Source organism: Solibacillus silvestris, assembly GCF_051967575.1.
Lineage (GTDB): Bacteria > Bacillota > Bacilli > Bacillales_A > Planococcaceae > Solibacillus > Solibacillus silvestris_B.
On sequence record NZ_JBQCJW010000010.1, the window covers coordinates 80,946 to 99,647 of the forward strand.

Below are 18,702 nucleotides of genomic sequence, written 5' to 3' on the forward strand. Positions count from 1 at the left end.
TCTTTCATTGGCGTCACTTCCTTTAATTTCATTGTAAAATTCCCGCAGCTTTCCATCTACTCAAACCTCTCCGGAATCAAATAATACGTCCCTTTATTCACCCCGTGCTTTTCCAATCCTGCTTTCGCCAGTAGTTTCGAAGCGATATGGATACAGGGAATACTAAAAAACTCTCGGAACTCTTTATTCGTGATCCGGGGGCCGACTAAAATTCGGTATTGCAGAAAAGTTTCGTATAATGCTTCTTTACTTTTCATTCCGCAAACCGGACAGATAAAATAACCTTGCCTATAATGCATTTCATTGACATAGTCGCACTGTTTACAGAGAACGCCATTGCGAAGCCGGTGCTTTTCGATTGTCCTGCGAGGGGGAAGCTGTTCATATAATTGCTCTAATTGATTTTGCAGAAAAGTAATGTTCGTACGAGGATTTGTGTGCTGCTTATATAGTTTTTCGATAAATCTCGGGATGCCGCTCAAATGCATAATCGGGAAACTGGTAAGGGAATGATCGAGTGTGGCGCGGTAATTTGCCAGAACGACAATGTGGTAAACGGGAATCGAAATTTGCCATGCTTTGAATTGGTGTTCCAAAAAAAGCTGGTGACGATACGCTTGGTCAAAAGGATTGGGGAAATTTTCACTGACATTGTCCTGTACACGGGAAAATTCATGCAAGGCGGGTTTGTAGAAAAGGGTACCGGACATTTGTTTGACTTCCATGACGACGACAAAATTCGGTGTGATGAGCAAGGCGTCCATTTGGTGAGTGAAGCCTTTTGTATTGATACATTCAAAATTATAGAAAATATGGGAAGCTGTTTTAAAATGATAGTCCGAAAGCAACCTTGTTAACTTTTGTTCTCCCGATAATCCAGCCTCTAGTCGGTAAAATTCCTGCTCGATTGCGGGTGAGTCAAAATCATCCTTTTTAATGCGGTTCATCAATGTTTTGACAAATAAATAATGCCTTGATTGCTGCAATTTTTCACCTCCTGTCTTTACTATAGCAAGTGCAAATCTCTAAGAAAACAGAATGCCTGAAAATATCTTTTTCCAATGAAAACGGAAAAAGGTACTACCCTTTTTCAGATCGGGAAAAGAAGCGGCCACCGTGGTTTCGGTAGTAGGTTTGATTGTTCATTCTTCATGAAGAAGAGTAAGCCGGCTGGACATTAAAAAAGAGAACTCCCGAAATTTTTTGGGAGCTCTCTTTGTATTATTAAAAGCAAAAATTTAATAAAAATTGCATTCAGTTTCTAAAACCTAATTGAAGGGAAATTTCCTTAGCTGTTATACTGAGTTTTTCTGCCAGCCCAGATTGAATCCAATCCAAAGTGATACGGCTGCAAGGACCGGAAACACTGAAACTGGCAACGATTTCACCTGAAAAATCATAAATCGGCACTGCTATACAACGAATCCCCTCTTCGTTTTCTACATCATCCAATGCAAAGCCTTGTCGCCTGATTTGAAATATTTCCTCGATAAATTCATCATATGTAATAATTGTATTTGGCGTTTTTTTGATAAATTCAATTCGACCCGCAATATCAAAAACATCTTCATCTGTTTTACCCGATAAAATCATTTTACCGACCCCAGTACAGTATAGAGGGGCACGGCTTCCAATTCTTGATGACATGCGTATCGTCTGATTGCTTTCGATTTTATCGATGTAAACAACTTCCTCATGCTCCACAACACATAAATGTATCGTTTCATTGATGTCTTCAACTAACTTTTGCAAATATGGTTTGGCAGTGGCGATTAAACTTGATGTATTTATTAAATTCCTCGATAAATACAAAGCTCTATAGCCAATTGTATAGCGCTCTGTATCCATGTCCTGCTTTACATATTTAAGCTCGATTAACGTTGAAAGCAAACGGTGAACTGTACTTTTGGATAAGCCAGTTTCCTCGGCCAATCGTGTAATCTGCATGCCATGAGGATGGCCGGACAAGTGCTCCAAAAGATTAAAAGCGCGTTCAATTGATTGTACAGTTGCCAATGTTGACCCACCTTCCTTATAAATTCCATTTACCTAATATCATATTCGAAGTTAAATTCCTTTGTAAACTTTATACTAACTCAATAAATTTGCAATTAATATATTCAGAATAAAATATTTATCTTGAAAATTACGAAAATAATAATATAATTAAAATATATTTGGAACTTAGTTCTACATTGTGGAACAAGTGAAAGCGTTTACTATTATTTGAGGGGGATTTAAAGTGAGAATTCTTTATGCACACCATCCAGAAGATTTTAAACAATATACGACAGAGAAGCTGCGTGACCAATTTATGCTTGAAACGGTTTTTGTTGAAGATGAAGCGAATTTCGTCTACAGCCATGTGGACCGCATCATTTACGGAGGGGTTATGCCAGTCGGAAAAAGCGTAACATTGGACGCCGGCAAAGAGTTGGCGGCACAGTATTTTCTAGAGCGCCGGGAAATGGGCGTTATTAACATCGGCGGTCCTGGTCGTATTAAATGCGATGGGGAAATTTATGAAATCAACAATAAAGAGGCACTTTACATAAGCCGTGGCACACGTGATTTAGCTTTTGAGTCAAGTGATCCCGGGCATCCTGCAAAATTTTATGTGAATTGCTGTCCAGCGCATAAAGCGTATCCTACAACAAAAATCGGTTTTGAAAAAGCAATAAAGCGTCCGATGGGGACATCCGAGAATATGAACAAACGTGTTATTAATCAATTTATTCATCCGGACGTACTGGAGACATGTCAATTAAGCATGGGGATGACGGTGCTTGAAGAAGGCAGTGGCTGGAATACGATGCCGTGCCATACACATGAGCGCCGCATGGAAGTTTATTTCTATTTTGACATGGAAGAGGATACACGGGTATTTCACCTAATGGGCCAGCCGGATGAAACACGCCATTTAGTAGTTGCCAATGAACAGGCTGTACTATCGCCAAGCTGGTCGATTCACTCTGGAATTGGCACAAAAAACTATACATTTATTTGGGGAATGTGCGGGGAGAACTTAGATTTTGATGATATGGATCATGTTGCGATGAAAGATTTGAAATAAGGAGGCACACATGGTGAAAGTTATTATTTCCGATTGTGATCACGCAAGCATTGAAATTGAACGATCAATTTTAGATGAAGCCAAAATAGAATTTGAGCTTCAACAAAATAAAACAGAAGAAGATGTCATCCAAAACTGTAAGCAAGCCGTTGTCATTATAAATCAATACGCACCTTTTACTGAAAAAGTATTGGCGAGTTTACCGAACTTAAAGCTTATTATCCGTTATGGGGTCGGTGTAAATAATATTGATTTAGAAGCGGCAACAAAGCATGGCATCCAAGTTTGCAACGTTCCTGATTATGGGACACATGAAGTAGCTGACCATGCACTGGCATTAATGTTAGCGCTTACTCGAAAAATACCGTTTATGAATGGCCAAGTGAAAAATGGTCAATGGGATTATCAAACGAGCATCCCGATTTTCAGACATAGCGAGCAAACAGTAGGCATAGTCGGTTTGGGCAGAATTGGCAGCGCTTTTGCCAAAAAAATTCACGGTCTTGGAATGAAGGTCATTGCATTTGATCCATCCAAACAACAAAAAGCATTAGCCGGGGATCTGCAGTTTGTTGAATTTACATCTTTCGATCAATTAATACAAACAGCGGATATCATCTCGATTCACTGCCCTTCCGATGGTGCATACCATATGTTTAATAAAGAAGTGTTCAAGGCGATGCAGCCACACAGTTATTTAATCAATGTTTCCAGGGGTGGGATTATTGATGAAGCAGCTTTATATGAAGCGATCGTAAACAGGGAAATCGCAGGGGCGGGATTGGATGTCAGCGAAACAGAGCCAATCGACCTGAAATCCCCATTGCTTCAATTGGATGAAGTAATAGTTACACCTCATATGGCTTGGTACTCTAAACAAGCTGCACAAGAATTAAAAAGGAAAGTTGCTAAGGAAGCGGTCAGATATTTGGAAGGACAAGAAGTACATTATCCGGTCAATTCAATAAAATAAATTTAAAGGGGATAGGAAAAATGTCAAAATTCACGAAAAAGTTTTGGACGTTAAGTTTATTTGTTTTAATTTTAGCAGTATTAACGGCTTGCGGGGACAGCGATGATTCAGGCGAGGCCGGGGCATCGGAGAAATCAGGCAAGGGGGAAGTATTGAAATTAGCGTTCAATCAGCCAGAGAATCATCCGCAGTATAAAGCGATGAAGGAGTTCGGCGAGAAATTCAATGAACGTACAGATGGCGCCTATTCTGTGGAAATTTTCCCGAATGAATTGCTAGGGGCTCAGCGCGAAACAATTGAGCTTGTGCAAACAGGAACAATTGCAATGTCTCTAGTGGCAGGAAGCTTATTGGAAAACTTTAACGAAGACTTCTCGGTGTTCAATTTGCCATACGTTTTTGATTCAGCTGAGCATCAAATGGGAGTGCTGAACGACCAGGAAGTTGTTGGCGATCTATACGGTTCATTAAAAGATCAAGGGCTATTTGTTGCCGGGGCTTTCCACTCTGGTGTACGCAATGTTTATAACAAGGAAAAGCCAGTTAATACACCGGAAGATTTAAAAGGCATGAAAATCCGAATTATCGAATCTGACACAAATATTCAAATGATGAGCCAAATGGGCGGGACAGGCACACCAATGGGACAAGGTGAAGTATATACAGCAATTCAATCAGGTGTCATTGAAGGCGGAGAAAACAACGAATTGATTTACTCGAATTTAAAGCACGCGGAAATCGCGCCATACTATTCTTACACAAAACATTTAATGTTCCCGGATTATTTACTAGTAAACTCTAAATTATTTGATGGTATGTCGGAAGAACACCAGGAAATTTTTAAAGAGGAGCTTTTAGTGGCGATTGATCGGGAAGTTGTAATGTGGGATGAAGATGTGAAAAAGGCGATTGCAGATGCTGAAGCAGCAGGGGCGATTTTTAATGAAGCGGATGTAGAAGCTTTCCGTGAAGCAACAAAGCCAGTTGTCGAATCAAAATTAGTAAGCGAAAATGCGAAAGCTTTATACGAAAAAGTTCAAGCAGCGAGAACACAATAATAGGTGGTGGCTTGATTGGAATTACTAAAAAAAGTATTGGATAAAATACTTTCAACAATATGTATCATTTTATTTGGCGCATTGGTTTTACTTGTAACATGGCAAGTATTCACCCGATTTGTTTTAAACGATCCAAGTGCTTTTTCCGAGGAATTGGCGAAATATTGTTTTGTTTGGCTTGTCATGTTCGGTGCGGCATTTGTATTCGGAGAAAATGGGCATATGCGCATCGAGTTTGTCCAAGATAGCATGCCAAAAAAAATCCGGATGACTGCCCAAGTATTTATTGAAATAAGTATTATTGCTTTCTCGGCGCTCGTATTAATTTCAGGTGGATTAACAACGACGAAAATTGCATGGACACAAATGTCTGCAGCGTTAAATGTACCAGTTGGCTATTTATATGCAGTTATGCCTGTAAGCGGATTCTTTATTATCTTTTACTGCTTATACAATATTTACGTCATTGCAAAAACAAAGAAACCATTGGAAATTATATAGGGATACGTTGGGGGGAGATCAATTATGGGGACAGCAGGGATAGCAGGTTTAATATTATTTCTCGGTGTCGCATTTTTCTTAATCATTGGAGCACCTATCAGCATTAGTGTTGGTATTGCTTCTGTACTTGCGATGTTTTCGATACTAGGACCTGAGAATGCATTACAAACATCTGCACAACGAATGTTTACGGGGATGAATTCATTCACATTGTTGGCGATCCCATTCTTCATTTTAGCCGGAGTCATTATGAATAACGGCGGGATTGCGATGCGGCTAGTAAACTGCGCAAAAGTATTGGCTGGACGTATGCCAGGATCGCTCGCACAAACAAATGTACTGGCAAATATGATGTTTGGCTCGATTTCGGGTTCAGCGGTAGCTGCCGCTGCTGCAGTAGGCTCTACAATGGCGCCTATGCAGGAAAAAGAAGGGTATGACAAATCATTCAGTGCGGCCGTAAATATTGCATCAGCACCGACTGGTATGCTTATTCCTCCAAGTAATACATTGATCGTCTTCTCATTGGTCAGTGGTGGAACTTCTATTGCGGCATTATTTATGGCCGGTTATGTACCGGGTATTTTATGGGGAATCGGCTGTATGCTTGTTGCTTATTTTATCGCAAAGAGAAAAGGCTATAAGAGCGATGAAAAAGTGCCATTTAAAGTAGCCTTAAAAGTTTTCGTCGATGCGATTCCGAGTTTACTATTAATCGTGATTGTTATCGGCGGGATTATTAAGGGGGCATTCACGGCAACAGAAGGCTCGGCAATCGCAGTTGTTTATGCACTGCTGCTTTCATTTTTATACAGGACAATCAAAGTGAAAGAGCTGCCGAGGATTTTACTGGAATCGACACGCACGACAGCCATCGTAATTTTCCTTATTGGTGTATCAACAATCATGTCATGGGTAATGGCCTTTACAGGAATCCCGCAATTGATTGCGGATGTTCTATTAGGATTTACTGATAATATGATTGTCATTTTAATCATTATGAATATCGTGCTGTTAATCGTTGGGACATTTATGGATCCGACACCGGCGATTTTAATCTTCACGCCAATTTTCCTGCCGATTGTTCTGCAATTCGGCATGGATCCGGTGCACTTCGGGATCATGGTGGTGTTCAACTTGAGTATTGGTACGATCACACCGCCGGTAGGTCCAGTATTATTCGTTGGGGCACGTGTCGCGAAACTGAAAATAGAACAAGTGATTAAACCGTTAATTCCATTTTTCTTAGTTACAGCGGCGGTATTGTTATTAGTAACATATATTCCATCACTTTCATTGTGGTTACCAACTTTATTAGGATTTATTAAGTAATGATGGAGGGGCTGTCTAATGGGTATTAAAGACAGCCTCTTATTTTAATAATGGAGGATAGTTTATGAAAGCAATTGTCTATGAAAATCCGCAAGTCGTGGAATATCGTGAAGTTCCAAAGTCGGAAATACCGGAAAACTATGTATTATTGAAAAATGCGTTTGCTGGAATATGCGGAACGGATTTGAATATTTTTGCAGGGACACATCCAAGGGCCAAAGCACCGCTAATAATCGGACATGAATTTTCTGCAACAGTGGCAAGTGAACATCCGCATTATCCGATCGGGACAAAGGTGACGGTAAATCCGCTTCTCAGCTGCGGTGAATGTATTCCTTGCTTATCGGGACAATCCCATGTATGCGATGATTTGAAGCTAGTTGGCATAGATGTGGATGGCGGAATGGCAGAATATGTTGCTGTCCATGAAGATAAATTAATTGAATTGCCGAAAGCATTATCGCTAAAAACAGGTGCCTTGGCTGAACCTGTCGCAGTGGCGGTGCATGCCGTAAGAAAGGCAAGGTTTTTGGCCGGGGATCGTGCAGTTGTATATGGTGCAGGGACAATTGGCTTATGTGTAGCTCTAACATTGCGTGCATATGGGGCTTCTGAAATCGTCGTCATTGAAAATAATGAACTGCGATTAAAAAAAGCGGCAGAGCTAGGGTTTACAACATTAAACCCTAGTAAAGACGATGTGGAATATGCAATCGGCCAGTTAACAGATCAATCAGGAATCGATTATGTATTTGATTGCGCCGGACATCCTGCAGTATTGGCACAGTTGACGGAAATTGTGAAAGTACAAGGTACGGTTGTCATTGTGGCAGGCTATAAAAAACCGGCAGAGCTAAATTTGCTGCAAGGAATGTTTAAAGAATTAACGATGCAATTTGTCCGTGTCTATACGAAGAGGGATATCGAACTTGCGCTGGATTTGCTCGTGAAAAATAAACAATTTGAGGAAATCATTACACATACATTACGTGCTGAACAAGCAAAAGAAGGATTCAGCTTATTAACTACGCCAACAGATGCGATAAAAGTGCTGTATGCATTTGGGGAGGACAGCAATGAAAACGAACTTGTTTAATTTGAAAGGCAAAAATGCAGTAGTAACGGGCGGGAGCCGAGGTCTTGGCAAAGAAATCGCCATTGGGCTTGCCAGCGCCGGAGCGAATGTCGCGATCATTTCCCGTACTGAATGCCCGGAAGTTGTGCAGGAAATTGAAGCATACGGTGTAAAATCGGTTTCTGTACCGTTCGATATTTCAAACATTGGCGAGCATGAACAACTATTTGAACGAGTGACTGCCGAGATAGGCGGAATTGACATTCTGGTAAATAATGCAGGTGTCCAAAAACGGCATCCAGCAGTGGACTTCCCTCAGGAAGATTGGGATTTTGTGATGAATGTAAATGCAAATGCTGTATTTAGTTTATGCAAAGTATTCGGCAAACCGATGCTTGAGCGCGGCTGCGGAAAAATTATTAATATCGCTTCACTTTTATCGTTCCAAGGCGGGTTAACAGTACCGGCATATGCAGCAAGCAAAGGCGCCGTTATGCAATTTACAAAGTCTTTAGCGAACGAATGGGCATCTAAAGGTGTCAATGTAAACTGTATTGCACCAGGCTATATGGCGACAGATATGAATGAAGCTTTGATGGATGATGCCGTTCGAAGCCGTCAAATAATGGAGCGCATCCCTGCAAACCGATGGGGGAATGGGCAAGATATGCAAGGCGCGGCCATCTTTTTAGCATCTGATGCATCAAATTATATCCATGGTTTTACAATCGCTGTGGACGGTGGCTGGCTAGGACGATAGGGAGGGCTTAATATGGCGAATAAAAAGGCGTATTCAGTGCTGATTATGGTCATGTTTGTTTGGGGGGTGAATGTACCCGCAATCAAGTACTTAACGACCCAAGCTTCGCCAATCTCCATGACGTCCATCCGAATTTTCATCGCGGCCATTGTCGTATTTGCAATATTGAAAGCGATGGGGCTAATAAGGCGCTTAACAAAAAAAGAATGGGGCTACATACTTATCGGAGCCTTGTTGAACGTAGCGATTCACCATTCTCTAATGGCTATTGGGGTAAGTATGACGACAGGCGCAAATGCTAGCCTGATCATTGGTACAGGGCCAATGTTGACGGCTGTGCTAGGTTCGCTGCTTCTGAAAAACATGCCTACTATTATTCAATGGCTCGGTTTCGGGATAGGGATGGCGGGGATTTCTATAACCGTACTATTATCCGGCGGTGAAGTTGCCGCATTTTCAGTAGGAGATTTGCTTGTATTTCTATCAATATTCTCGCAAGTTTTCAGTTTCATTATTATTTCAAAAGCATCAAAAACAATAGATCCCAGACTTTTGACAGCGTATATGTTTTTAGTAGGATCGATTATTTTGGCAATTACAGGAATGATCTTTGAGCCGAATGGATTCAGGGAAATGCCTTATACAAATACAGCATTCTGGATCGTGCTTATCATTTCAGGTGCACTCGCAACAGCTGTGGGACATATGCTTTACAACAATACAATCCCGCAGGTCGGGGCAGCGAAAGCCGCTATATTTATAAATTTTAATACACTTTTTGCATTAGTTGGATCTGCACTTATTTTAGGGGAGCCAGTAACGTATGTGCATGGGATTGGACTAGTTTTAATCGTCATTGGCGTACTTTTCGGTTCTGGTTCATTTGAATACTTTTTAAATAGGAAGGAAGTAAAAGAATAATGGGCTTTCAATTTGATTATTTCTCGTTAAAAGGCAAAACGGCATTGGTCACAGGTGCCCGCACAGGAATAGGACAAGCAATTGCAATAGGCTTGGCATCTGCAGGCGCGCATGTTTTATTAGTTGGGCATCAAGATAATATGCAGCATACACAATCTCAAATTACAGAACTAGGCGGCACATTTGAAACATTTTTAATCGATTTAAGTGATATCTCAACACTGCGCGAAAAAGTGCAGCCAATTATAAAAAATAACCGCATTGATATTTTAGTGAACAATGCCGGAATTATTCATCGCGAGCCAGCAGCGGATCATGCAGATGCACAATGGCATAATGTCATGAATGTGAATATTCATGCTGTGTTTGCATTATGCCAGGAAATCGGCAATCAAATGATCGAGAATGGCAGCGGCAAAATTATAAATATTGCATCTCTTCTATCATTCCAAGGCGGTATTAATGTACCGGGATATACGACGAGTAAGCATGCGGTAGCTGGCTTGACGAAGGCATTGGCAAATGAATGGGCAGGGAAGAATATTCAAGTGAATGCCATTGCGCCTGGATACATTTCCACAAATAATACAGAAGCGCTGCGTAATGACGAATCGCGTAACCAGTCAATTTTGGAGCGTATTCCAGCAGGACGATGGGGCCAAGGAGAGGATATCGCAGGGGCGGCTGTATTTTTAGCATCGAAAGCGTCCGATTATGTATCAGGTCATGTATTAGTTGTTGATGGTGGCTGGATGGGTCGCTAATTTTAAGACAGTGAGGGAGAAGTATGGACATTATTACAATTGGGGATGGCATGATTACTTTTGACCCTACAGCAAAGGGACCGCTGCGTTTCGTTCACCAATTCGAAAGAAAAATCGGTGGAGCAGAATTGAACGTCATGATTGGCTGTGCTCGCCTAGGTGCAAAAGCGGGCTGGATTAGCCGACTCGGGAAAGATGAATTTGGGCTTCATATTTTGAATACGGTTCGTGGTGAAGGCATTGATATTTCGGAAGTGAAATTGATGGAAGACTATGCCACTTCATTGAATTTTAAAGAAATTCAAGAATCAGGTGACAGTAAAACATTTTACTACCGCCAAAAATCGCCGACAGAAACATTGACGGTAGAAAATCTGCCGTTGGACTATATCAAAAATGCTAAAATCCTTCATGTTTCAGGGGTATTCCCGGCAATTACAGAGCAAAACCGTCAAGTGATTCTTAAAGCGATTCAATTTGCAAAGAGATCTGGCGTGAAAGTAGCCCTTGACCCGAATATTCGTTTGAAACTATGGTCAAAGGAGCAGGCGAGACAGACGCTCATTCAGTATTTGCCTTATGTGGATTATTTACTGACGGGTCGCGAGGAGCTGGAAATCCTATTTGATACAGATGAAGATGCCAGACTATTTGAATGCTTGGCGGGTTATAATTTTGAGCATGTAATAGTAAAGGAAGGAGCAAAAGGGGCTTCTTATTTTGAAGATAATAAGTGGATTATTGTCCCGGGGTTCCCTGTCAATAAAGTCGTTGATACAGTTGGCGCAGGAGACGGTTTTGGCGCAGCATTTTTGTACGGGAAACTGCAGGGCTGGGACATAGAGAAAATCATGAAATTCGCCAATGCGGTAGGGGCGATGGTCGTACAAGTACAAGGTGATAATGAAGGATTACCTTATTATGAGGAAGTAGAAATATTTTTAGGAAAACGTGAATTGATTGAGAGGTAGTTCGACATGTTATATAACGAATTGAAATCAGCGAAATTAATCCCGGTTTTACGAAAAATACCTTATGAAACGAGCCAATCTTTAATAGAAGCGCTCATTTTAGGCGGCATTAAAGCACTTGAAATAACGATGGATACTGAAAAGGCGACAGAAATCATTAAGGAAACACGTCAGCAATTCAGCGATCAAGTAATTGTTGGCGCAGGTACGGTGCTAACTGTAGAGGACTGCAGGAAAGCTGTTGATGCAGGCGCACAATTTATCGTTTCACCTTCATTGAATTTGGATGTTGTGGAGTACAGTCTGAAAAATGGCCTGGCCGTCGTTCCGGGCGTATTTACACCAACCGAAATGCAAACAGCGTACATGGCTGGTGCAGAAATGATTAAATTATTCCCTGCTTCGGCATTAAGTCCAGGCTTCATTAAAGATGTCAAAGGCCCGCTAAGTCATATCGCCATTATGACAACAGGGGGAATCACACTGGCGAATGCGAATAGCTACCTGGAAGCTGGTGCCTCGGTAGTAGGAGCGGGAAGTGATCTAATCAATAAAGAGTTCGTGAAAAACGAACAATGGACAATGCTTCAAAAAGAAACAGAGCGATGGATTGAACAGTTGTCGTAATGGCGGAATTAAAAGAATACGATCGAACTTTTAGCGTTTTGTAACAACTATAATCATGGCATAAATAAAAACACCTTTCGTTGAAATTGGGCATGGGCTCCCAAAAAATCAATGGGAGGTGTCTTTTTTATGACGGAGAGGGAATTATTCAAAATATCGCAAATGACTTGTATCCACTGAAAGGGATCTGCTTATAAATCATCCATTTCAATTTGCTTCATTAATAGCTGCGACAAATAATGACTCGATTTTTGCCCACCCTGATTTTTGGCAAAGGCTGTATATTACCTTTGATATGAAACTATTTCCAGTAAACCTCGTTAAAATATATAATGATGTCCCACACCCACAGTAATGAGAGGAGCATAATATTGAGAAGATTTTTTTTCCCCATTATTTTTATAGGCGAGTGGATTTTATTTTTTTACGTTTCACTTTTGATTTTAATTCTTACCATAATCAATTTAGCTAATGTTATTTATGTTGATATGTCTTGGGAAGAGCCTATTACTATAATATCATCAACAACAGCTTTTATTCAGTTAGTATTACTCGTAGCAGGACTTTCTATTGTCTGCTTCCTCTATATAAAGCATTTCGCTGGTGAAGGGCTATATAAAAGGGTCAAAGCAGCTGCATGGGGAATTCTATTTTCTTTAAATCTTGTAAGCTGTATAAGCTACTTGCTAATATGGTACCGGCATAACGAATTTGATATATACAATATTGAATTGATTTTACTGTTATTCATTATTTTAGTTAGTGTATTTCTAATGCTGCATATCATTAAGAAATCTAATGAATAAATTCTGAGAATGCGCCAAGTAGCGATGAAAGTTGTTGCGTCGATGTTTTATACAGCTTTTTATGCACAATTGTTAAAAGTTAAAGGCTGCATCGCTTTAGAAACATTGTTAAATCACTACGTCCAATAAAGGGAAATTCAGATAAATAATTAAAAAGGCGGCTGATTTTGGTGGATATAGAGCATGATATTACACGCATGAAAAAGCGTGCTAAATGGGGATGTCTAATATGGGCTTTTATTTTGTTTTTTGGACCAATCATTTCATTTGCCGGCTATTTTTATTACCATATGGAGATAAAAGAGCGCACGCTAGTATTAAGCCATTCACCGGATAATACGAATACAATTGAAATTGTAGAAAAAGGTGAACCTGCTTTTTTTGGTCCTTCTTCCGTCAGAATTAAAGCCGGGAATAAGAAGATTGATCGAATCATTAGCAATGATGGAAAAAGGCTAAATGAGTCGAATGCATTCGTGGAATGGATAAATGATGATTCTGCCCGTATTACATTAGTAGGAGAAGAACAATACCCGGAAATTATCGAGTTCAATAAAGGAAAACGCAAACCTTTCAAAACTGTTCAAGTTGAACTCGACTACTAAACGTTAACTGTATCCCTTAACCAAACAAGAGTGATTGAACTCATAGAAACACTTAGATTCCAAGGCGAAATTTTATAGGATGGTTTACGGCGATGATGGTAGAGGGGATGCGGAAAAATGGCTGGAGCTATGTCCACGGAGAGGTTCTGCCTAAAAATGAAATAGATCAATTAAAGGGAAGAAAATTAAATGGAACTAAAAACACCGTGGTACTTAAAGAAAAAAACGTTATATTTTTTCTGTATTGTTACGCCGCCAATAGGTTATGTTGTTTTAATTATGAATCTAAAAAAGTTTGAACATACTCAAAAACTCGAGTATTTGTTTATAGCAACTATTATGATGGCGATCTGGTTGTTGAAGTTTTTACCTGAAAAGTTAAATAACTATGTATGGGCAATTATAATAACGCTTTTAGTCGGTAGTGCTATTATCAAAATTTTAAAGAATAGAAAGCATGAGTAGAAATTCCTTGATTAAGATGTGGTTTATAAAGCAACAAATGTTGTGGGGTAATTTTTGGTATTTATCTATAACAAGTCTTATTGGGCTATGTTACGCTTAGCCGGAATAATAAGCGGCATTCATATTTTGAACAACCGAGCCGGATTGTGAGTACTGTGTTTGTGACATGAAAACAGAATGTGAAACGCGGGAGAGTAATATTATTAAAATTTTACTATGGGGGTACTTATGAAAACTCACTATTATTTAGGGTGGTTCAGCAACTTTTTTCCGGGGAATCTGGCTAGGGTGCTGCAGGAGGACATAACGGATAGAAAATCGCTTGCTATGATTATGCGAATCCCTATTTTAATGAAGATGATGGTGCTGCTGAGCGCTCATGGCTTGACCAGGCCGGCATTATGTTTGATGAATACCATCTGATTAATTATCACGTACAGAAGGAAAATGCCCAAACATTAATTGAAAAGGCTTCAGCCATTTTCTTACTGGGTGGAGATACTATTAAACAAAATGGCTTTTTGATGGAATATGAATTGTCGGATCTGATTAAAGAAAGCGGAGCCGTTGTGATGGGGGCAAGCGCTGGTGCAATCAACATGTCCGCTAAATGGTTATGCTCGAAAAACTTTGGATATAAAGTTGAAACAAGCTCTTTTTACGACGGAATCGGGCTAGACGATTTTTCTGTCCTGTCTCATTTTGATCTTGAAAATAATATGGCGCTCGTTCAAGCAGAGTTGTCTTCTTTATCGGAAGAAATGAATATTTATGCCTCGAATAAAGATTGCGCTGTACGTACAAAGGGAGACAAAATCGACATTTTTGGCGATGTATATTTAATTTCCCGTTTAAAGGTCCAGAAATTAGATGAGACAATCCTGTAGTTACCCGTTGTTCTTAGTTATTCTACAATCGGACACATTTCTTTAATAGGGAGTGTGTCTTTTTCAATTTTAAAGCGATTTAATCATAAAGAATTTGATGGACTAGCGATGTAATTTAATAAGATGAATATGGTTGTTTTACTATACGGGAGGGATTTCTCATGAATAATACAAAAAATAAATGGAGCATTGCCGAAGTGAAGACAAGCTATTTTGTATTTTCTGGAGCTGCAATCGGTGCTATTTTAGGGTTAATTGCTTATGTGAATAATTGGTTGTGAGAAAGTGGGCAATCTATTAATTAACCTTTATTCCTCAAACGGCCGCGATTCTGTAATAAAGACCAGCGCTCGTTTTTCTGTAAAGGGCAAATGAATAAAAGCTCATTAAATTAATCGTTTATTTGGAGAATATTGTATAATTGAAGAAGCGTTCCGTTATATAGGGTACCTTAAATAAATGCAAATTTTACTTTTATTGAATTTCAGCACATAAAATGAGGGGAGATGGAAATGAATTTACATGAACATATTCGAGGCAAATGAAGCTTGCAAGGAGATTGATGGAGTAATGATTCTCAAAGAAATCTCTTTAAGCATTTTCCAAGGTGAAAAAGTAGCGATCACCGGAAACAATGGGTCCGGAAAAAGTAGCCTTTTAAAGCTTATTGGAGGCATATTTGAGGAAACTGCCGGGCAAGTGAAGAGATCTTATATTAATGTAGGATACGTACCTGAACATTTTCCGGAAAATATCCGATTCAAATTACAGGACTATTTAATATTGGTCGGTAAAATGACGTGTAAATCGGATGAAGATATTTTAAAAAGAATTGGGAATTATGCGGAGCTGTTTGCAATTACAGACTTTTTAACGACCCCCTTGAATCATTGTTCAAAAGGGACAAAGCAGAAGGCGGGAATTATCCAAGCATTATTGAAGAAACCGGATTTATTATTATTGGACGAGCCGCTTACCGGGTTAGATGATAATGCAAAAATTGAGCTTTTGAATCAGCTGAATTCTCTTCAAAGAGAAAAAACGATTATTTTTACTGCACATGAACCACTGCTCATTGAAGGATTAGCTGATAGAGTTATAACTGTAGAGAGCGGAAGAATTATTTATGATGCTAAAACAAACAAAAAGGAAAAATTTATATATATAAAGGCGAAAATCCCCACTAGAGAGATAATAGGGCCTTCACCAAAAGTTGTGGATGACAAAACTTCATGCCAAGGCGAGTTGATTGGAATGGAGGAGAGGCGACTCCAGCGGGAACAGAACGAGGGAGAGACTACAGGCTCGAGCCGTGCCCGCGGAAAGCGTCCGAGCCGCAATGGAAATCAACCCCATGTTATGGTGATGAATCAAATAATAGAAGAGATTCCAGCTGTTACATATAAGTTTATAGGGCCGGATTCTGTTGAAATAATTGTTCCAGCTCAAGAGTCTGATGAGATTTTGGCTATGTTGCTTAAAAGGGGATGTTCAATATTCGAATTAACAGAGAAGAGGTAGTAAGTTGTCAGCTTTTATCCAATACCAATTAATAAGCTTTGTTCGTTCATTAAAATTTATCCCGCCCTTTATTGCTTTTTTTGTATGGGTATTTATTTTATATGCCTATAAAAATGTGCCGATTCTCAGCAGTTATGGCGCATCTTCAATAGCAATGTACTTAATTATGACTTGGATTACAATGTCCATTTTCACTTTGGATGAAGAAAGTGAAAAGCATATCTTAATATCCCATCTTAAAAGAAAAGTTAGTTATTTATTTGGCAAATGGCTAACTATTCTAGTAGTAATGCTTCCATTACTTTTGTTTGCAATTTTTTTCCCGATCATTACAGAAAGCTTCAAAGGGAATATGTCGCTTATGCTATATGCTTATGCATTCTACAGCCACTTGGTCTTTATGACATTTGGGATATTAGTGGGTACCCTATTTTCGGCTACAAAACTTGCCACAAAAAAATACGCCTGGCTTTCAGCTGTATTAATAATCGTAATTTCCCTCTCCGCAAAATCAATTATTGAAATATCATTATTTTTTAAATGGATTCTATGGGTCTTCCCGCCTGTGTTCAAAGTGATCGGGTATATGGAAGGAGAAGATCAAGTACTAATAAATATACCAGTAATACTTGATAGTGTTTTTGTCGTTATTTATATAATCATCGGAACCGTTATATTAATATCTCTTTTTATGAAAAAAGAGAGGTAGCAGCTTTACTGACTCATAAATATGTTGAAATCTATACGATGTATAAAGGGCGTAATTCTTGATGCGACACGTAGGAATGTCAACATTAAACTGGATAAAAACTATCAAAGCAGAGTAGTTAAAATAAATCAAATATCGTCAGGGGTAATGAAAAAATGCTAAAAGCAATCCCTGTCTTACCGGAAGATAAAAGAATCGCAGGGGTACATTGTGTTCCATTAATGGCAGATGGCTCTATAGTTATGGCCTGGGACAAAGAAGAGCAATTATTGACTACAATCGGAGGAAGATTAGAAAGTGAGGAGAGTATTGAAGAAGCGTTAGAACGTGAGCTAATGGAAGAAGTAGGCTTGACTATTAGTTCTGAGAAAATGGTGTTTGCCTCCTGGTACTGGGAGTCTACTGATAGTTATACAATATGGTTTTTAGTAAAAGCTAATAAATTTTTACCTTATACTTTTGATTTTGAGAAATCTGGCTATGTAATCTTTAACTTTGAAACAGCCAAACAAATAATTAATAAATTGGAACCAAACAATAACAATAGAATCAGTATTCTTAATTTGGCTTATGACAAAGCTAAACAAAATAATACCCGATTTATTGAACAGGAGAAAAAGTAAAGCCTCTATAAGATGTCATATTAAAGTTTCAGAGTATTTTAAATTGTCGGCGGCTGAATTTAATAACAAACTTCCGCAATCAGCCGCTTTTTTTCGATATGGAATTTAAGTGCATATTTGAATTGTAGATAATGCGTACAATTTGAGATGCAACAATCTGTGGGGAAGATGAGAAAGATACTAAAAAGTGAGAAATGAATTTAGCGGATTTTTACTGAATTAGAGATCTACTCCCATAAATAGATCTGGGAAAAGAGGTGTTCGATTTGACAGTCTCTTTTCCATTTTAATATAAGCGATTAACCGTAGCTCTGAACATAAAGCCCGTTTTCCTCAGACCATTCAGCATAATATATTTTTTTGATATCCTCATATCCTTCTTCTTTTAATAGGCTAATCACCCATTGCTCATCCTTTTCAATTTTGGCCAAGGCTCTTTTTTCAATTTGACCCTCGTCGATAAGCAGGTGGGTCAGCACACCACTTGTATCTTGCTCGGATGACTCCTTTTTTAACATACTGATTTGCCCGCCAGGTTCTAAAAGTGCATATTTTACTTTTTGCATAGAAAAAACCCCTTGCTGTCGCAGCAAGGAACGGAGCTGTTCGGATTCCATTTTATTTTTCTTTAATTCTTCTATATTAAGGGTACCATTATTTACAAGAATGGATGGCTCCCCTTTAATGACCGGGCGCAGCTTTTCAAATTTCCTGACAAGAAGATTTATTATAAGGTTTAATGCAGTCCATAATCCGATAGTATAGAGAACATCCCAAACCCGTACCTTGTCGTCATATAGAGATTCTTCAAGAATTCCTCCCAGCATTACTATAAAGATAAAGTCGAAAGGGGTAACTTCAGCGAGCTCCTTTTTCCCTATTAATCGGATAACAAGCATAAGAGCTAAAAAACCAGCAATGATTTTAATTGTAATAGTTGTTATCATTTCCTCTTCACTCTCCTGACTCATCCTTTGAATACCCTGAAGATTGTCAGTTAAATCTGGTTATTATTACCTGGATGGAGGTGG

The 18,702-nt window shown here is 39.2% G+C and carries 20 protein-coding genes and 1 pseudogene; 18 read left to right on the forward strand and 3 right to left on the reverse strand.

Annotated features, from left to right (window positions below):
* Positions 1-56 precede the first annotated feature (56 nt).
* Together ACTHOQ_RS08915 and ACTHOQ_RS08920 are read right to left on the reverse strand one after the other, a co-directional pair.
* Entirely contained in the window at positions 57-986 is a 930-nt protein-coding gene (locus ACTHOQ_RS08915) for a nuclease-related domain-containing protein (protein ID WP_440495583.1), read from the reverse strand.
* A gap of 268 nt (positions 987-1,254) precedes the next feature.
* Positions 1,255-2,016 carry an IclR family transcriptional regulator gene (locus tag ACTHOQ_RS08920; RefSeq protein ID WP_440495584.1) on the reverse strand — a complete coding sequence of 254 codons (762 nt, stop codon included), beginning with the start codon at positions 2,014-2,016 and terminating at the stop codon, positions 1,255-1,257.
* Between the two features lie 226 nt (positions 2,017-2,242).
* Here ACTHOQ_RS08920 and kduI point away from each other — a divergent pair, with 226 nt between their 5' ends.
* From kduI to ACTHOQ_RS09010, 18 genes and pseudogenes are all read left to right on the forward strand, one after another.
* Complete coding sequence (gene kduI / locus ACTHOQ_RS08925; protein WP_440495586.1) at positions 2,243-3,073, forward strand: 5-dehydro-4-deoxy-D-glucuronate isomerase; 831 nt, start codon at positions 2,243-2,245, stop codon at positions 3,071-3,073.
* A gap of 10 nt (positions 3,074-3,083) precedes the next feature.
* The gene (locus ACTHOQ_RS08930) at positions 3,084-4,046 is read left to right on the forward strand and encodes a C-terminal binding protein (protein WP_440495587.1); all 963 of its coding nucleotides are present in this window, start codon (positions 3,084-3,086) and stop codon (positions 4,044-4,046) included.
* A gap of 20 nt (positions 4,047-4,066) precedes the next feature.
* Entirely contained in the window at positions 4,067-5,104 is a 1,038-nt protein-coding gene (locus tag ACTHOQ_RS08935; RefSeq protein ID WP_440495588.1) for a TRAP transporter substrate-binding protein, read from the forward strand.
* Positions 5,105-5,119: 15 nt separating this feature from the next.
* Positions 5,120-5,605, forward strand: a complete 486-nt coding sequence (locus tag ACTHOQ_RS08940; RefSeq protein ID WP_440495589.1) for a TRAP transporter small permease — start codon at positions 5,120-5,122, stop codon at positions 5,603-5,605.
* Positions 5,606-5,629: 24 nt separating this feature from the next.
* Positions 5,630-6,937 carry a TRAP transporter large permease gene (locus tag ACTHOQ_RS08945; protein WP_440495590.1) on the forward strand — a complete coding sequence of 436 codons (1,308 nt, stop codon included), beginning with the start codon at positions 5,630-5,632 and terminating at the stop codon, positions 6,935-6,937.
* Positions 6,938-7,001: 64 nt separating this feature from the next.
* The gene (locus ACTHOQ_RS08950; protein WP_440495591.1) at positions 7,002-8,033 is read left to right on the forward strand and encodes a zinc-dependent alcohol dehydrogenase; all 1,032 of its coding nucleotides are present in this window, start codon (positions 7,002-7,004) and stop codon (positions 8,031-8,033) included.
* A complete protein-coding gene (locus ACTHOQ_RS08955; protein WP_440495593.1) occupies positions 8,014-8,772 on the forward strand; it encodes an SDR family oxidoreductase in 759 nt (252 codons plus the stop codon). The genes ACTHOQ_RS08950 and ACTHOQ_RS08955 overlap by 20 nt, the downstream gene beginning before the upstream one ends.
* Positions 8,773-8,784: 12 nt before the next feature.
* Positions 8,785-9,693: a DMT family transporter gene (locus ACTHOQ_RS08960; protein ID WP_440495594.1), complete on the forward strand. Its 909-nt coding sequence runs from the start codon at positions 8,785-8,787 to the stop codon at positions 9,691-9,693.
* Entirely contained in the window at positions 9,693-10,457 is a 765-nt protein-coding gene (gene kduD / locus ACTHOQ_RS08965; protein ID WP_440495595.1) for a 2-dehydro-3-deoxy-D-gluconate 5-dehydrogenase KduD, read from the forward strand. Before ACTHOQ_RS08960 ends, kduD begins: the two co-directional genes overlap by 1 nt.
* A gap of 23 nt (positions 10,458-10,480) precedes the next feature.
* Entirely contained in the window at positions 10,481-11,428 is a 948-nt protein-coding gene (locus tag ACTHOQ_RS08970; RefSeq protein ID WP_440495596.1) for a sugar kinase, read from the forward strand.
* A gap of 6 nt (positions 11,429-11,434) precedes the next feature.
* Entirely contained in the window at positions 11,435-12,055 is a 621-nt protein-coding gene (locus ACTHOQ_RS08975; RefSeq protein WP_440495598.1) for a bifunctional 4-hydroxy-2-oxoglutarate aldolase/2-dehydro-3-deoxy-phosphogluconate aldolase, read from the forward strand.
* A gap of 371 nt (positions 12,056-12,426) precedes the next feature.
* A complete protein-coding gene (locus tag ACTHOQ_RS08980) occupies positions 12,427-12,861 on the forward strand; it encodes a hypothetical protein (protein WP_440495599.1) in 435 nt (144 codons plus the stop codon).
* A gap of 170 nt (positions 12,862-13,031) precedes the next feature.
* Positions 13,032-13,466, forward strand: coding sequence for a hypothetical protein (locus ACTHOQ_RS08985; protein ID WP_440495601.1), 435 nt, complete (start codon positions 13,032-13,034; stop codon positions 13,464-13,466).
* A 189-nt stretch (positions 13,467-13,655) separates the two neighbouring features.
* Positions 13,656-13,931: a hypothetical protein gene (locus tag ACTHOQ_RS08990; protein WP_440495602.1), complete on the forward strand. Its 276-nt coding sequence runs from the start codon at positions 13,656-13,658 to the stop codon at positions 13,929-13,931.
* Positions 13,932-14,159: 228 nt separating this feature from the next.
* Positions 14,160-14,818: pseudogene (locus ACTHOQ_RS08995) on the forward strand (Type 1 glutamine amidotransferase-like domain-containing protein).
* 570 nt (positions 14,819-15,388) lie between these two features.
* The gene (locus ACTHOQ_RS09000) at positions 15,389-16,339 is read left to right on the forward strand and encodes an ATP-binding cassette domain-containing protein (protein ID WP_440495603.1); all 951 of its coding nucleotides are present in this window, start codon (positions 15,389-15,391) and stop codon (positions 16,337-16,339) included.
* Between the two features lie 4 nt (positions 16,340-16,343).
* The gene (locus ACTHOQ_RS09005; protein WP_440495605.1) at positions 16,344-17,048 is read left to right on the forward strand and encodes a hypothetical protein; all 705 of its coding nucleotides are present in this window, start codon (positions 16,344-16,346) and stop codon (positions 17,046-17,048) included.
* 155 nt (positions 17,049-17,203) lie between these two features.
* Positions 17,204-17,671 carry an NUDIX hydrolase gene (locus tag ACTHOQ_RS09010; RefSeq protein ID WP_440495606.1) on the forward strand — a complete coding sequence of 156 codons (468 nt, stop codon included), beginning with the start codon at positions 17,204-17,206 and terminating at the stop codon, positions 17,669-17,671.
* Between the two features lie 299 nt (positions 17,672-17,970).
* Here ACTHOQ_RS09010 and ACTHOQ_RS09015 read toward each other — a convergent pair whose 3' ends face one another.
* A complete protein-coding gene (locus ACTHOQ_RS09015) occupies positions 17,971-18,618 on the reverse strand; it encodes a DUF421 domain-containing protein (protein ID WP_440495608.1) in 648 nt (215 codons plus the stop codon).
* Positions 18,619-18,702: the final 84 nt, after the last annotated feature.

What these genes read in the sequence shown, in the direction of transcription:
- kduD (WP_440495595.1), top strand. Translation starts at nt 9,693, where the DNA reads ATGGGCTTTCAATTTGATTATTTCTCGTTAAAAGGCAAAACGGCATTG.
- ACTHOQ_RS09010 (WP_440495606.1), top strand. Translation starts at nt 17,204, where the DNA reads ATGCTAAAAGCAATCCCTGTCTTACCGGAAGATAAAAGAATCGCAGGG.
- ACTHOQ_RS08950 (WP_440495591.1), top strand. Translation starts at nt 7,002, where the DNA reads ATGAAAGCAATTGTCTATGAAAATCCGCAAGTCGTGGAATATCGTGAA.
- ACTHOQ_RS08955 (WP_440495593.1), top strand. Translation starts at nt 8,014, where the DNA reads ATGAAAACGAACTTGTTTAATTTGAAAGGCAAAAATGCAGTAGTAACG.
- ACTHOQ_RS08945 (WP_440495590.1), top strand. Translation starts at nt 5,630, where the DNA reads ATGGGGACAGCAGGGATAGCAGGTTTAATATTATTTCTCGGTGTCGCA.
- ACTHOQ_RS08935 (WP_440495588.1), top strand. Translation starts at nt 4,067, where the DNA reads ATGTCAAAATTCACGAAAAAGTTTTGGACGTTAAGTTTATTTGTTTTA.
- ACTHOQ_RS08990 (WP_440495602.1), top strand. Translation starts at nt 13,656, where the DNA reads ATGGAACTAAAAACACCGTGGTACTTAAAGAAAAAAACGTTATATTTT.
- ACTHOQ_RS09000 (WP_440495603.1), top strand. Translation starts at nt 15,389, where the DNA reads ATGATTCTCAAAGAAATCTCTTTAAGCATTTTCCAAGGTGAAAAAGTA.
- ACTHOQ_RS08960 (WP_440495594.1), top strand. Translation starts at nt 8,785, where the DNA reads ATGGCGAATAAAAAGGCGTATTCAGTGCTGATTATGGTCATGTTTGTT.
- ACTHOQ_RS09015 (WP_440495608.1), bottom strand. Translation starts at nt 18,618, where the DNA reads ATGATAACAACTATTACAATTAAAATCATTGCTGGTTTTTTAGCTCTT.
- ACTHOQ_RS08930 (WP_440495587.1), top strand. Translation starts at nt 3,084, where the DNA reads ATGGTGAAAGTTATTATTTCCGATTGTGATCACGCAAGCATTGAAATT.
- ACTHOQ_RS08975 (WP_440495598.1), top strand. Translation starts at nt 11,435, where the DNA reads ATGTTATATAACGAATTGAAATCAGCGAAATTAATCCCGGTTTTACGA.
- ACTHOQ_RS08970 (WP_440495596.1), top strand. Translation starts at nt 10,481, where the DNA reads ATGGACATTATTACAATTGGGGATGGCATGATTACTTTTGACCCTACA.